Source organism: Marivita sp. NO-S04 (assembly GCF_059070475.1).
In genome coordinates this window covers 3,289,674-3,302,885 of record NZ_CM180980.1, presented here as the reverse complement: position 1 = coordinate 3,302,885, position 13,212 = coordinate 3,289,674, and the positions used below count along the sequence as shown (strand labels likewise).

The 13,212-nt window shown below is 57.3% G+C and carries 14 protein-coding genes, 1 tRNA gene and 1 pseudogene; 9 read left to right on the top strand and 7 right to left on the bottom strand.

Annotated features, from left to right (window positions below; genetic code table 11):
- The first annotated feature begins 87 nt into the window (after positions 1-87).
- From ACK3EW_RS16875 to ACK3EW_RS16865, 3 genes are read left to right on the top strand one after another with little or no spacing between them, the layout of a single operon-like run.
- Positions 88-747, top strand: coding sequence for a response regulator transcription factor (locus tag ACK3EW_RS16875; RefSeq protein WP_493807074.1), 660 nt, complete (start codon positions 88-90; stop codon positions 745-747).
- Between the two features lie 5 nt (positions 748-752).
- Positions 753-2,126 (top strand): sensor histidine kinase, encoded by a 1,374-nt coding sequence (locus ACK3EW_RS16870; RefSeq protein WP_439120391.1) that lies wholly within the window; start codon positions 753-755, stop codon positions 2,124-2,126.
- Entirely contained in the window at positions 2,096-3,121 is a 1,026-nt protein-coding gene (locus ACK3EW_RS16865) for an ABC transporter substrate-binding protein (RefSeq protein ID WP_439120390.1), read from the top strand. Before ACK3EW_RS16870 ends, ACK3EW_RS16865 begins: the two co-directional genes overlap by 31 nt.
- A gap of 676 nt (positions 3,122-3,797) precedes the next feature.
- Here the strand turns inward: ACK3EW_RS16865 and ACK3EW_RS16860 are convergent.
- Positions 3,798-4,730 (bottom strand): IS5 family transposase, encoded by a 933-nt coding sequence (locus ACK3EW_RS16860; protein WP_493806415.1) that lies wholly within the window; start codon positions 4,728-4,730, stop codon positions 3,798-3,800.
- Between the two features lie 71 nt (positions 4,731-4,801).
- Here ACK3EW_RS16860 and ACK3EW_RS16855 point away from each other — a divergent pair.
- Positions 4,802-5,023: pseudogene (locus ACK3EW_RS16855) on the top strand (transposase domain-containing protein); the annotation flags it as partial.
- Positions 4,975-5,646, top strand: coding sequence for a hypothetical protein (locus ACK3EW_RS16850; RefSeq protein ID WP_493807073.1), 672 nt, complete (start codon positions 4,975-4,977; stop codon positions 5,644-5,646). The pseudogene ACK3EW_RS16855 and the gene ACK3EW_RS16850, both read left to right, overlap by 49 nt.
- A 199-nt stretch (positions 5,647-5,845) precedes the next feature.
- On the opposite strand, the gene ACK3EW_RS16845 is transcribed toward ACK3EW_RS16850, so the two are convergent.
- Positions 5,846-5,920 (bottom strand) — tRNA-Phe (locus tag ACK3EW_RS16845).
- A gap of 175 nt (positions 5,921-6,095) precedes the next feature.
- Here ACK3EW_RS16845 and rnhB point away from each other — a divergent pair.
- The 3 genes from rnhB to ACK3EW_RS16830 all read left to right on the top strand — a co-directional run bounded on the left by rnhB (position 6,096) and on the right by ACK3EW_RS16830 (position 8,904).
- Positions 6,096-6,701, top strand: coding sequence for a ribonuclease HII (gene rnhB / locus ACK3EW_RS16840; RefSeq protein ID WP_493807072.1), 606 nt, complete (start codon positions 6,096-6,098; stop codon positions 6,699-6,701).
- A 115-nt stretch (positions 6,702-6,816) separates the two neighbouring features.
- On the top strand, positions 6,817-7,920 hold the full coding sequence (locus ACK3EW_RS16835) for a site-specific DNA-methyltransferase (RefSeq protein ID WP_493807071.1): 1,104 nt from the start codon (positions 6,817-6,819) through the stop codon (positions 7,918-7,920).
- A 210-nt stretch (positions 7,921-8,130) separates the two neighbouring features.
- Entirely contained in the window at positions 8,131-8,904 is a 774-nt protein-coding gene (locus tag ACK3EW_RS16830; RefSeq protein ID WP_493807070.1) for a fumarylacetoacetate hydrolase family protein, read from the top strand.
- On the opposite strand, the gene ACK3EW_RS16825 is transcribed toward ACK3EW_RS16830, so the two are convergent.
- The 4 genes from ACK3EW_RS16825 to ACK3EW_RS16810 all read right to left on the bottom strand — a co-directional run bounded on the left by ACK3EW_RS16825 (position 8,891) and on the right by ACK3EW_RS16810 (position 11,816).
- A complete protein-coding gene (locus ACK3EW_RS16825; protein WP_493807069.1) occupies positions 8,891-10,660 on the bottom strand; it encodes a bifunctional helix-turn-helix transcriptional regulator/alpha/beta hydrolase in 1,770 nt (589 codons plus the stop codon). The two genes, ACK3EW_RS16830 and ACK3EW_RS16825, sit on opposite strands and share 14 nt — an antisense overlap.
- Positions 10,661-10,884: 224 nt before the next feature.
- Complete coding sequence (locus ACK3EW_RS16820; protein WP_493807068.1) at positions 10,885-11,148, bottom strand: hypothetical protein; 264 nt, start codon at positions 11,146-11,148, stop codon at positions 10,885-10,887.
- A gap of 30 nt (positions 11,149-11,178) precedes the next feature.
- Positions 11,179-11,499, bottom strand: coding sequence for a LysE family translocator (locus ACK3EW_RS16815; protein WP_493807067.1), 321 nt, complete (start codon positions 11,497-11,499; stop codon positions 11,179-11,181).
- On the bottom strand, positions 11,496-11,816 hold the full coding sequence (locus ACK3EW_RS16810) for a CBU_0592 family membrane protein (protein ID WP_493807066.1): 321 nt from the start codon (positions 11,814-11,816) through the stop codon (positions 11,496-11,498). The genes ACK3EW_RS16815 and ACK3EW_RS16810 overlap by 4 nt, the downstream gene beginning before the upstream one ends.
- 339 nt (positions 11,817-12,155) lie before the next feature.
- On the opposite strand from ACK3EW_RS16810, the gene ACK3EW_RS16805 reads away from it, so the two are divergent.
- Complete coding sequence (locus tag ACK3EW_RS16805; protein WP_493807065.1) at positions 12,156-12,800, top strand: L,D-transpeptidase; 645 nt, start codon at positions 12,156-12,158, stop codon at positions 12,798-12,800.
- A 12-nt stretch (positions 12,801-12,812) separates the two neighbouring features.
- On the opposite strand, the gene ACK3EW_RS16800 is transcribed toward ACK3EW_RS16805, so the two are convergent.
- A complete protein-coding gene (locus ACK3EW_RS16800; protein WP_138488055.1) occupies positions 12,813-13,082 on the bottom strand; it encodes a hypothetical protein in 270 nt (89 codons plus the stop codon).
- Positions 13,083-13,212 lie beyond the last annotated feature (130 nt).

The window sequence follows — 13,212 nt, the reverse complement described above, 5'->3', positions numbered from 1 at the left end:
TGACAGGCGGTCCTCCGCCGCCCATGGTCGTACATCACCACACAAAGCTGACAGAAGCCTGACACGGGGCCACGAGGGAGGAACGGGGTGCGCTATCTTCTGGTCGAGGACAATCTCGAATTGGCCGAAGCTGTGGTCAATCGCCTGGCGCTTGATGGCCACGCGGTGGATCATGCTGCATGTCTTGCCGATGCCGAGGACTGTCTTGCAGCTGCGCAGTACGACCTGATCCTGTTGGACGTGATGCTGCCGGATGGCGATGGTCGCGAGTTCCTTGCGCGCAGTCGCACCCGTCTTGAAACGCCGGTTATCGTTCTGACCGCGCGCTCGCAGGTGTCGGACCGGGTCGGAGCCTTGGATCAGGGTGCAGATGATTACATCACCAAACCGTTCGATTTTTCCGAGCTGGAGGCAAGATGCCGTGCCGTGCTGCGGCGTCGCGGCGGAGAGGCGCGTAACGAGATCCATCTGGGTGACGCGGTCTTTGACCCTTTGGCAGGAACCTTGCGGCTTGGGGCAGACTCAATAGACCTCCGCAACCGAGAGATCCGATTGCTCGAGGTTTTCGCGCGGCACAAGGGGCACATTCTGTCAAAGAGCCAACTGATGGACCGCCTGTTTTCTTACGATGCCGAAGTCACTGAAAATGCCATCGAGGTCTATGTCGGTCGATTGCGCCGACGTATTGATGGCATGGGTGTGCGGATCGAAACGGTGCGAGGCCTTGGCTACAGGATGGAGAACTGAAAGGCGTGACAGGCACGGGATCAATCGGCCGCAGGCTGACGCTGCTCCTTGCGGGCGTTGCAGCTTTGTTGTCCGTGCTCAGTTGGTGGATGGTCACCGGGCTTGCAAGGCAGGCGGCAGAACGCACTCAGGACAATGTTCTGGCTGCATCTGTCACCACGATCGCCGAGACATTGCGCAGCGAACAGGGCGAGGTGCGACTGGAACTGCCGTATTCCGCGTTCTCCATGCTGGGAGCCATCAGCGAAGACCGCGTTTTCTATCGGGTTGCGACGGGCGACACCATTCTGACAGGCTACGAAGACTTGCCGGTACCAAACGAAATCGTTTCGTCGCTGGGGCGTGTCGTGTTCGATACAGGGGAATACAGCGGGGAAGAGGTGCGCATGGCGACGGTTTCGCGCCTTGTTCTTGCAGGTGCGCAGCCCGTGCCAGTGAAAGTGACGGTTGCTCAGACGCGCGGCGGCGTTGCGTCGATTTCTGCCGAACTTTCACAGTTGGCGGCGTTTCTGTCTGTGGCGTTCTTCCTCGTGGCGGTCTCGCTATCGGCATTTGCTGCAAGAACTTCGCTTAAGCCGCTGAACGAAATCGCCGCAGCCGTGTCACGTCGCGGTCCCTCTGATCTACGACCCTTGCGCCGCGCAGCGCCGACCGAGCTTGCCCCTTTGTTGACATCGCTGAACCGACTGATGGACCGTCTGGGCCAGAGCATACGCAGCGCCGAAGACTTCATCGCCGAAGCAGCGCACCGCATCCGCACACCTTTGGCAACGGTGCGCGCGCAGGCCGAAATCGCACTGCGATCCGCCAGTGACGATGACCAGAAACAACGCTTGCGGCAAATGATCCGCGCCATTGATGAAAGCTCTCGGTCCGCTGGTCAATTGCTGGACCACGCAACCGTCATCTACCGCACGGATGATCTTGTTCGCACGCCAGTGATGCTGTCCGATCTGGTCGGTCAGACTGTTGCGGGTCTTGAACCAACGGCGTCAATGAAAGACATTCGGCTGGATGTCGAAGCGCTCCGTGCAAAGGCAGAGGTCGACCCAGTTCTCATCGAAAATGCTTTGCGGAATGTTCTGGACAACGCGATCAAATACTCTCCGCCTGAGACGGTCGTGAAAGTAGCAATGGCCGAAACCAACGGCGAAGTGCGAATTGCCGTCACGGATCAAGGGCCTGGTCTTGGAGAAGGCCCCGCAGACCAGCTCACGCAGCGTTTCCAGCGGGGGCGCAATACACAAGGCATTGTCGGCTCGGGTCTTGGCCTAACGATTGCCAAAGATGTTCTGGTGGCGCATGGGGGCAGATTGGAACTCGAAACGTTGCAAGGAGGCACCGGAACATGCGCCACGCTTGTCTTGCCATCTTCCTGAGCCTGTTCACGACAATGCTGACTGCGTTGGAGATCGAAGACCATCGCTTCTTTCCCGGGACAGGGGAGCGAGTGCTAAAGGTCATTTCCACAGCCGATCTTGAGGTCTTTGCACCCTACCTTGCCGCTTTTCAGTCCAGTCAACCGGGCCTGTCCATCGACTATACGGTTGTGTCCTCTGCCGAACTTTATCGGGCCATCCGCAACGGGGCTGCGTTTGATTTGGCTTTGTCGTCTGCCATGGACCTTCAGTTTCAACTTGCCAATGATGGGTTTGCAAAAAGCCACCGATCCGAAGCTACAACGGCGCTGCCAGATTGGGCCAGATGGCGCGACCTGATCTTCGCATTCACGGCTGAGCCGGCAGTGGTGGTGTTGTCCACACAGAGGTTTCAAGGGTTGGACTTGCCAACTACACGTCAGGAACTGGTGACCTTGCTGCGCGAATATCCCGAACGCTTTGAAGGTTCCGTGGGCACTTATGACGTGCGCGACAGCGGTCTTGGATACCTTTTTGCCACCCAAGAAGCGCGATCGACCGATGCCTATTGGCGCTTGTCCGAGGTCATGGGACGGCTGAACCCGCAACTTTATTGCTGCTCTGGCCAGATGATCGACGATGTCGCCGAAGGCAGGCTTGCGCTGGCGTACAACGTGCTTGGCAGTTACGCAGCAGAACGTTTGGCACGCGACTCGGGCGGGCGCGTGCAAATCCTCGGGATGCAGGACTTTACGAACGTGATACTTCGAACGGCGATTATTCCTGTAGGCGCGCAGGAAACTGCAGGCGCGGGGGCGCTGATCGATATGCTTGCTCGGTTAGGGCAACGCGACGTACCCGGCGATTGGCCACTTCCGCCGCTTGGGCAGACAGGGGCTGACAATGTCGTCGACTTTGGCCCGATCCGTCTTGGTCCGGCGCTCATGGTGTATCTTGATCCGCTGAACCGCCGGGCTTTTCTGACCGAATGGGAAAACGCGCTTGAGCAGCGTTGACCTCAATTTATTGATAATAAACACGAAAAGCACAATATTAGCTAAGAACCAGACTTGAGTGGCAGGCATAATATGACCCGCCCCAACCACGAAGGCCGGAGCGGGTTCGTTCCGATGGAAGTCACGCCGCCCGTTCACAATCCAGGCATCTGGCGCAAGTGTCGTCGTGTCCATGGCAGGGGGTTGTGCCACGGTTACGTCGTCCATCAGGACATTCTTTTGTGGGCTTTCCTGGGCAAAGTGACTGTACAAACCTCAACTAATGCACCGGGGAAAGCGGCGAACTGGGTTAACAAACCCTGAGGACTCGCACTACGCGGGTGACGGTGTGCATTTGCAAAAGCCGCTGCGTCGTTTGACACTTGGTCCTTTGCTAACCGCATGGGGGTTGGCGGTCGCGCACGTGGTCTTCCGCATGCAATGCCTGCACGGTTGTCAACGGCGGAGTAAAATTAGGCCACGGGGCGGCGCAAAACTGGGCCACTTTGGGTTTACGCGGGACGCGGGTGATGAGCGGCGGCCAGTCAGCCGCGCTCTCCATGTAGCTGGCGGGTGACTGGCCGCCTTGGACCGTCAGGTCCAAGTCTGGGCTTTGGATCAGTTGATGTTTTCGCCGGGCTTGGGCGTTGTTGCATTACCCCGGCCTGAGGCGTGACGTCCCCTTACCCCGCTGACGTTATGCCACGCGGACGATCTCGGCGGTGCCGAGGGCGTTGAAGCGGTTCATGAGGGCGATGCGGATGTGGATTTCGGCGGTCTGTCGGTCGGGGTCTCTTGCCATGATACGCTCGCCGAAGGATTTCAGGCAGCGCATCTTCGCCTCGATCCGGTTGCGGGCGTGGTATCCGGTCCAGCGTTTCCAGAACGCCCGCCCGTAGTATCGCGTCGCGCGCAGGGTGTCGTTGCGGGCGCGTGCAGCCGGGCAGTCTTCTTTCCAGAGACGTCCGTTCTTTCGGATCGGGATGATCGGAACGGCGTCGCGTTCGATGATGGCCTTGTGGCAGCGGCGTGTGTCGTAGGCGCCGTCGGCGGTGACCGTGCCTATCTGCTCACCTGCCGGGATCTGGCCGAGCAGGTCGGGCAGCACGGGGCTGTCGCCGTCGCGGCTGGGGGTGAACTCGACTGCCCGGATGTCCGAGGTGGTGGTGTCCATGGCCAGATGGACTTTGCGCCATTGGCGTCGGCCTTGCACCCCGTGCTTGCGGGCCTGCCATTCGCCATCGCCGAGGAACTTGATCCCGGTGCTGTCGACCAGCAGGTTCAGCGGGCCGTCCGCACGGCGATACGGGACCTGGACGGCCAAGGTCTTTTGCCTGCGGCACAGCGTGGAAAAGTCCGGCACGGGCCAGTCCAGGCCGGCCAGTCGCAGCAGGCTGGCCACCATTCCGGCGGTCTGGCGCAACGGCAACTTGAACAGGACTTTGATCGATAAGCAGAACTGTATGGCCGCATCGGAAAACACCGCCGGACGTCCGGGTCGACTGTCACGCGGCGCGCGCCAGGTCATGTCCTTGTCGACCCAGATGAGCAGAGACCCCCGCTTCCTGAGTGACGCGTTGTAGCTGGACCAGTTCGTCGTGCGATAGCGGGCGGGAGATGGCTTGCTCATGCACCGCGTCTAACGCCATGGATTCGCGAAGTGAATCCTTCGTCGTCAGACTTTTGCAACAATGCCGAATAGGACGTAAAAACTGGCTCTTCGCGGGCGCAGATACCGGCGCGGAAACCCTCGCGCGCGCGATGACGGTCATTGAAACGGCCAAGCTGAACGGTCTTGACCCGCTGGCCTATCTTGCTGACATCCTCGACCGCATCCACGATCACAAGATCAACCGGCTTGATGAATTGCTGCCTTGGAACTGGGCGCCGATCGCATCCGTGAAGAACAGTCAAGCCGCGTAAGCTGCGGTATCAATGGCGTGGTTACGTTGAGCAAGCTGTCTGACCTCAGGCAACAGATCAACGAGGTCAAAGAAGCAAAAGAGGCCGCATCTAACGCGGTAGAAAAGCTAAGAAACGAAATTGAGGCACTGGAGCTGGCTCGAGACAAGCGCCGGCGGCAGGTGAAGACCCGAATTTCTGAACAGACAAAGCGCGTTCTGGAGATGGACCTCGAAGAACACAATGATTTTGAAGAGCTCGAAAATTTTGACTTCAGCTTCGAGGACGACTGGTTTGCGATCAACGGTGATCCAAACATCACGACAAGCGCGAGTGGTATGGTTGTAGTAAAAAATAGCCTTTTCATAGGCTTGCTCCTGTCGTCACTACAGGATCAGCAAATGAGATATCCGAGAATGCTCTTGCTCGACAACGTGGAAGACAAGGGTATGGTCGGCGACCGAGTTCGAAACTTCCAAAAGGTCATTGCGGTTCTCATGGATGAAGAAAGCCAACCACACCAGATCATTTTAACGACCTCGACGCTCAATCCCGAACTGGAGCGCGAGGACTACATCGTTGGACCTGAGTACACCAAAGAAAATAGAACTCTCAATATTCAGACTGGCGCCTTCCGGTCCTGAACTAAGGAGCAGGGAACGTTTGCCCTTAGCTTGGTCTTGCCTGATGCCTTCTCATAACCACATCCGAGCGCCATTCCGCAGTGACAGCTTATGGACATCCCCCATTGTGTCGCAGACACCCAATCAGCACCCAGCAGCGTGGTAAGCAAACGGGAAGTCACCCGAGCACAGTTCAAGACATTGAATTCGTTTGTTTTATTGGTGCCCGGGGGCGGAATCGAACCACCGACACGAGGATTTTCAATCCACTGCTCTACCCCTGAGCTACCCGGGCACGGGTGAACGATCATCGTTCGGGTGGCGGCGTTCTATGTGACGGTTTGGGGCGTGTCCAGTGGGTTTTCGACCTAAATCGTAAAAACAAACATCGAAGCGAAAACGACGTGAACAGCGGTGCCGAGGTCGTCGCTTCGGGTTGTCTTTAATCGTCATATGATGAAGGTGGCTGCATGGGACCAAGCTTTGATTTCGAAGACCGTTTACGCCTATCTGGCGCTTACCGGATTGCCGGGGTGGATGAGGCGGGGCGGGGTCCGTTGGCGGGGCCGGTGGTCGCAGCAGCGGTTGTGCTTGATCTGGCCGGTGTCCCTGAAGGTCTTAACGACTCGAAAGTACTCACGGCGAAGAAACGATCAGCACTCTTGGAAATGATCCTAACGTGCGCAGATGTTGGAGTTGGTCTGGCAAGTGTTGCTGAGATCGACGAGTTCAATATCCTGCGGGCAAGCCATCTCGCGATGAACCGCGCCATTGCCGAATTGGATGTTGCCCCGGACCACGTGTTGATCGACGGAAATCTTGTGCCGCGCGATTTAACCTTGTCGGCGACCGCTGTTGTAAAGGGCGACAGCCTATCTTTAAGCATCGCAGCGGCGTCAATTGTGGCCAAAACAAGGCGCGATGCGATCATGTGGGATTTGGCGCAACAGTACCCCGGCTATGGCTGGGAGCGAAATCAGGGATACCCTACGAAGTGTCACAAAGAAGCCCTTCGAAATCTTGGTGTAACCCCACACCATAGACGTTCGTTCAAGCCCGTCCACAATATGTTGTGACAAGATAAATTCATAACCACTTGATTCAAAAAAGAAATTGACCGCGAATCGCCTTTGACTCATCTTTTGTATCAATCACAGAGCGCAAAATCAGCGCCGGGACGATAGGCAGAGAATGACAAAGATGACCAAACCGAACAGCGCGGATGCGCTGCCGATCAACACGATTCTTGCGGGTGACTGCATTGAGATCATGAACGGATTGCCCGCCGCATCCGTGGATCTTATCTTTGCTGACCCGCCCTATAATCTGCAGCTGAAGGGCGATCTGCATCGCCCCGACAACTCCCGCGTCGACGCCGTTGATGATGAGTGGGACCAGTTCTCCAGCTTCAAGGCATATGATGACTTCACCCGCGGCTGGCTGAAGGCTGCACGCCGGTTGCTCAAGCCTGATGGGGCGATCTGGGTCATCGGCTCGTATCACAATATTTTCCGTGTCGGGTCCGCACTGCAGGACGAGGGCTATTGGATCCTCAACGATGTTGTCTGGCGCAAATCGAACCCGATGCCGAATTTCCGGGGCAAGCGCTTTACCAACGCGCACGAGACCATGATCTGGGCGTCGAAATCGGAAGGCGCGAAATACACCTTCAACTATGAGGCGCTCAAATCGCTCAACGAGGGCATCCAGATGCGGTCCGACTGGGTGCTGCCGATTTGCAATGGGGGCGAGCGGCTCAAGGATGCCGCAGGCGACAAGGCACATCCGACGCAAAAACCGCAAGCTTTGCTGCACCGTGTTCTGGTTGGATCGACCAAGCCGGGTGACGTGGTGCTCGATCCGTTCTTCGGAACCGGCACCACCGGTGCCGTGGCCAAGATGCTGGGCCGCGACTGTATCGGCATAGAACGCGAAGCCAAGTATCGCGAAGTCGCGGAACAGCGGATCACGGCAGTACGCCGTCTGGACAAGGCTGCGCTTGAAACGACAACCAGCAAGCGCGCCGAACCGCGCGTGCCGTTTGGCCAGCTGGTCGAGCGCGGCATGCTGCGCCCCGGCGAAGAACTTCTGAGCATGAATGGTCGTCACAAGGCCAAGGTCCGTGCCGATGGCACGCTGATCGGCAATGACATCAAGGGCTCGATCCATCAGGTCGGAGCGCATCTTGAAGGTGCGCCCAGCTGCAATGGCTGGACCTACTGGTGCTTCAAACGCGATGGCAAGACCGTTCCCATCGATGTTCTGCGCCAGCAGATCCGCGCCGAGATGAACTGACCCATACAGAACACCGCCGGTGCCTGCGGTCATGATCCCGCGGCACTACACCTTGCCCCGCCGGTTTTCGGCGGGGTTTTTTCGGTTTCGGCCCGTGTCGCGGGCCTCGGAGGCTGACGATTTCCGTGGCGTCGCGGACCTGGCGACCTATAACCACCAAAACCTGTGGTCGGACGCCGACCCACACGACCAACTGAGGGAGGACAGAGTATGAAATGGGCCAGAGCGACAGGTGCCGACGGCAGCATAATGACAGGCGTAATCGCGGATGACATGTTCCACCCCCGCGCCAGCCTCGGCTCCGACGAAATGGCGGGTGACGCGGTCGCGGTTGCCGACGTGACGTTGTTGCCGCCGGTGGTGCCGGGCAAATTCATCGGCCTCTGGAACAACTTCAAGGCTGCTGCGGAAAAGAACGGAAACGAACATCCCTCGCACCCGCTGTACTTCTTCAAGGCCGACACGTCATTGTCCGGCCCGGGCGCTTCGGTCGAATTGCCTGACTCTGCGGGTCGGGTGATCTTCGAAGGCGAATTGGGCATTGTCATCGGGCAAACCTGCAAGAACGCATCGGTTGAGGAGGCGGAACAGGCCATCTTCGGCTACACCTGCATCAACGATCTGACGTCTCTCGACATTCTTTTCGCCGACCCGTCCTTCCCGCAATGGACCCGCTCCAAGAGCTTTGATGGGTTCGGCGTCGTCGGTCCGGTGATCGAAACCGATCTGGCATGGCAGGAGGTGACCGTCACTGTTCTGGTCAATGGCCGCGAACGGCAATCCTATCCCGCCGCGGACATGATCCTGCCGCCTGCGCAGATCGTCAGCCTGTTGTCGCAGGACATGACGCTCAATCCCAGTGACCTGATCGCCTGCGGCACATCGCTGGGCGCGCGCCCTGTAAAGGCAGGGATGGAGGTCGAGGTTGTGATCGAGGGGATTGGCGGTGTCAGCGTGACACTCACCGGCTCTACGGACGGCTGATCGGAGCGCCCAAGGCGGCCCGTCTCGCCGCCTCGGCCATGATCGGGATCAAGGTTTCTGGGTGTTGAAACACCAAGGCAAGCCCAGCGTTCGCCAAAACATCGATCTGCATCCAGGGATACGCCGCTTTCAACATCGGCAGGGCGGCAAGATCGACAGTCGGGTCTTCCTCGGCGAGGAAAACGCGCACTGGGATGTGTGCTGTCGCAGGAACGCGGTCGCTCCAATCCTGTTGGAATGCAGAATATTCCCGCGCAAAGGCGCGCGCGGAATTGGCGGATTTCCCGGCCATCAATTCGATATTCGCAACCAGAACCTGCTTAAACTCGTCTGTTTCGAGAAGCGCAAGATCAGCGGGGGAATCCTTGCACAGCTTCCGCAGCATTGCCTCAGGCCCAATCCGTTTGCTCATTGCCATCACGGCGCTCGAAGCAAAATCCACAAGATGCGGTGATTTTTGTGCAGCGGATACAAAGAACTTCTGCCAAAGCCCCAGACCGTCGATGCTCTGTCCCCCTGGCAAACATGGCCGTCCGCCGATGCCGATCAATTCAGTGATGACACCGGGCCGATGGGCGATCATGTCTGCGGCGAAGGGAAAGTCGCTTCCCTGCACAGCATAGGGCAGCCGCATGATCCCAAGGCTTTCCAAAACAGACACACAGTCACTGCGAACAACATCGAACACGTCGGATTTGCGCTCGGCTTTGCTGCTCTGTCCATAACCCGCCCGAATGGGACAGATCACACGCAGGTTGTGTTCAAAGGCCATGCGGATCATCGACCGTGGCCACCGCACCATGCATGACCCCATATGCGAAAACAGGATCGGATCGCCTTTCAAAGGCCCCATATCGTGGTAACTTGAGGTTCGACCATCTGGCAAAGTCATCGTTTTGAACGGTTTCCACACTTCGCTTTCAAGCCAGTTCTTGGAAAGGGACGGGGCAGCAAGGACACCGCTTTCGTCAGCAAGAACGCTTTTCGGGAAATCCCCAAGCGACATCACCAAGCGAATGATGTCCTTCTGCGAACGTAGGTTCATCTTGCTCAGGATCGCCTTGATCTGCCCGCGTACTGTGCCTTCACTGGTCTTTCGGTTCTCCGCAATCGCGGTGGTCTCATGGCCTTCGACCAGCAGTCGAACCACGTTTTGTTCGGCATTGGTCAACTGAAACTGGCTGCCAAGAAGCGCACCGATCTTGTCGCGCCAATGAAAATGGGTCGACACAACAAGCACGACAGGCCCGTTTCCAACAGTCTCCGCAACATGAACAATGCGAAACAGAAGAGCACCGCCTTTGGTTTGCAAATCGGCTCTCAGGATTCGTTCGGTTGTCGCTGGTTTGTTTAGAATTTCCTGCACCGCGCGGACCAAATCAGCGCGAATGCTGTCGGGAAAGGGGATGCGATCAAGTGCGTCGCCAACCTGGATGCCAAAGGCAGATTGCGCGCCCGAATTCGACGCTTCGATGACACATGCTTTCGACACCACGAAAGCCGCAAGGTTGTCGTATGGGTGCAAATAAGCACTTAGATCCGGTCGTGCAGCTTCGCCCCAATGGAGAAAGGATTGCGCTCTATCCAGATGAGGCTTGTAGACCGTATTGAAGTCGGAAAGGTCGCGCTCGGTTTCTGTGTCGTACCAAAAGTCCACGAAGTCTTCGAGCGATGACGGCTCCAAAGCGATTTCGTAAATTCGATCTACGATGACTTCGCGGTCATCTCCTGACAGGTTTTGCTCTGTTTCGGTCACTCATCACACACTTTTTGGGGACAACACAATCGTCCGAACTACTAGAGGTCTTTTGCGGCCGCTTGCAAAACCTAGCGGCAGTCGTCTTGGAAGAACCTGATGCGGTGTGACTGCGGGCCTGCAACTAGCCTGATGCAGACACACCGCATTTCCTCGGCCGTAACCGGAAGAGGTATCACGGCCGGGGAATCTCAAAATCTTGTCTCGTCACGCAATCCCCTGATTCACGTGAACGCCATCCATCCGCCGCCAATGGTCAGCATGCCTGCCAATCCTCTATTCAGCACCATCATGGACCGCTGCGATCTTGCGATGCGGCTGATCTGTGCAGCGAATGCGATGATCATTGCAGACCCGCCGAACAATGCTGTGAACGTGATCACAGCAACAATGAGAAAATCTGGAAGCTGGATCGTTGTTATGTCCATCAACTCCGGCAGGACCAACGGAAAGAGGATCATCATGTAGGGGGAAATGAAACATGTCATCACACCGGCCCCAAGTGCTGCTGGAAGAGATCAGGTTTTGAGTTGGCAGTCACCCGTAAGGTCGAACCCACCTTTCCAAATCCCGTAGGCAAGCCAGAGGATGTACGCCATCATCGCATATTTCCCGTACTCGAAGATCTCTGGAACTGCGGTCAACCATGCGCCAAGCCCGAAGCATACAGCGGTAATGATCACCAAACCGCCCAAGGCGAACCCGATGCCAAAGCCGGTGGCCCCCCATATGTCTTTGCTGGCCGATCTGACTATCAACATCAAAGCTACAGGACCCGGTGCAAGTGTGATGGCAACCAGCGTCAGGAAATAAGAAGCGATATCCGAAAGAGGCATCATGTCATGTCCCTCGCGGCCAAAGGAGCAACGGAAGATGACGGCTTGGACCGCTTGGTCAAAACGTGCCGCGAGATACCGATCAGTCCGATCAAAATCCAGCTGCATTGGATCAGTGCGGATGCGAGGTTGAACTCTGCAATCAGGCTGGTCGCGACAAGGGATGCCGCGAGAACATTGTAAAACGAATAATGTGCTCCGTTGCCATCCAAGCGCCCGATTTGCACCAGACCGAATGCAACAATATAGACAAGGAAGCCCGCGACACCGATCAATTGGAGCGGTCCAACGGATAGAAAATACTGGTAAACCTCTGTCACTTTTCCCCCCAACACATGAGTTATGCTGTTGGGTTAGGAAGTCTCGGGTTTTGCCACATCTCCCAAATGGGGAGTGGCACGTTCAAATGTGACCTAGGGTAAGGATTTCCTTACCATCCTGAAATTGTTTGGATTTTATCGTGTTCGGAACCCTCGTGGACCGCGCCCTCATGCGATGCTGTCTGTGGCGACACATTCTGCCTCTGGCACACATATTTGTGAGGCAGGGAATTTACGTTTGAACCCATGGCCAAATTGACGGTTTCCCTAACAGCATCGCATAATTACACAGAGTGAGGTCCGCTCTGCTTTGGACTCGTTAAGATTGAAAGGCTGCCTATGTTCACCAGACGACAGATGATTGCCACCCTTGGCGCACTGGCCACACCAGCGCTTGCTGGCCCTGCCCTTGCCGCGCCAAGCGAATGGGACGCATGGGATTCACAAGTGACGCCCACGAATTTCGATCTTGGAACAAGCAATCCGTGGGGGCTCCACCCGCGATACCTGCCGCAGCAAGTCCGAGCCAATGAAGGGCTCAAGCCCGGCGATGTTCATGTCGATGCGGTAGCCCGCTATCTTTACCACATTCAGGACGACGGCACTGCGATGCGCTATGGCGTCGCCATCGGTCGTGATGGTTTGTACGAGCCGGGCGTTTATACGATCCGTCGCAAGGCCAAATGGCCAGGTTGGACGCCGACTCCTGCGATGATCAAGCGCGAGCCCGAGAAATACGCCCGCTGGGAAGAGGGGATGCCTCCCGGCCCGGAAAACGCATTGGGGTCGCGGGCGCTCTATCTCTATGTCGGCAACCGCGACACATATCTGCGGATCCACGGCACTCCTGCACCACGCTCCATTGGCACACGCGCCAGTTCCGGATGCGTGCGCATGGTCATGCCGCACATCAACACTTTGTATGATCAGGTCGATACCGGAGTGACCGCATATCTTTATCCGACCGACGGTGGAGCGCTCTGATCCACTTTGCGCTCAGCTTTGTGGACGAACACAGATCGGGTTGCCGCTGCTGGTGCGCAAGGGCAACTCAGTTGTCTCGACCGGGCCACGATGGGTGTACCAATAACACCCATCTTCTGCCCTAACGCGGGCTGTCGTCAGGTCTTGAAACGGGGCCGCAATTGACGAAACGGACTCTGGCACGGTGACAATACCTGCGCCTCCGGACGTGGGCACCGGTTCACAAGCCGCAAGGCTCAGGAGGATCAGGGGGGCCGCGAGGAAAGCCTTGGCTCTGGTCATGTCGCACTCATTCCGCTGTGTTATGTTGCCTGCGAAAGTTGCACTAGACTTGTAGCGCTGCAAGCCTGTCCAAACGCAAGCGGCCTTCGGCATGGCAAGGATGCCGCAGGTTGCCACCTTCAGCGCTCGT

Bases quoted from the DNA above. Each gene is read 5' to 3' on its own strand.
- ACK3EW_RS16865 (WP_439120390.1), top strand. From the start codon at position 2,096: ATGCGCCACGCTTGTCTTGCCATCTTCCTGAGCCTGTTCACGACAATG.
- ACK3EW_RS16860 (WP_493806415.1), bottom strand. From the start codon at position 4,730: ATGAGCAAGCCATCTCCCGCCCGCTATCGCACGACGAACTGGTCCAGC.
- rnhB (WP_493807072.1), top strand. From the start codon at position 6,096: ATGGGACCAAGCTTTGATTTCGAAGACCGTTTACGCCTATCTGGCGCT.
- ACK3EW_RS16835 (WP_493807071.1), top strand. From the start codon at position 6,817: ATGACAAAGATGACCAAACCGAACAGCGCGGATGCGCTGCCGATCAAC.
- ACK3EW_RS16830 (WP_493807070.1), top strand. From the start codon at position 8,131: ATGAAATGGGCCAGAGCGACAGGTGCCGACGGCAGCATAATGACAGGC.
- ACK3EW_RS16820 (WP_493807068.1), bottom strand. From the start codon at position 11,148: ATGACATGTTTCATTTCCCCCTACATGATGATCCTCTTTCCGTTGGTC.
- ACK3EW_RS16815 (WP_493807067.1), bottom strand. From the start codon at position 11,499: ATGATGCCTCTTTCGGATATCGCTTCTTATTTCCTGACGCTGGTTGCC.
- ACK3EW_RS16805 (WP_493807065.1), top strand. From the start codon at position 12,156: ATGTTCACCAGACGACAGATGATTGCCACCCTTGGCGCACTGGCCACA.
- ACK3EW_RS16800 (WP_138488055.1), bottom strand. From the start codon at position 13,082: ATGACCAGAGCCAAGGCTTTCCTCGCGGCCCCCCTGATCCTCCTGAGC.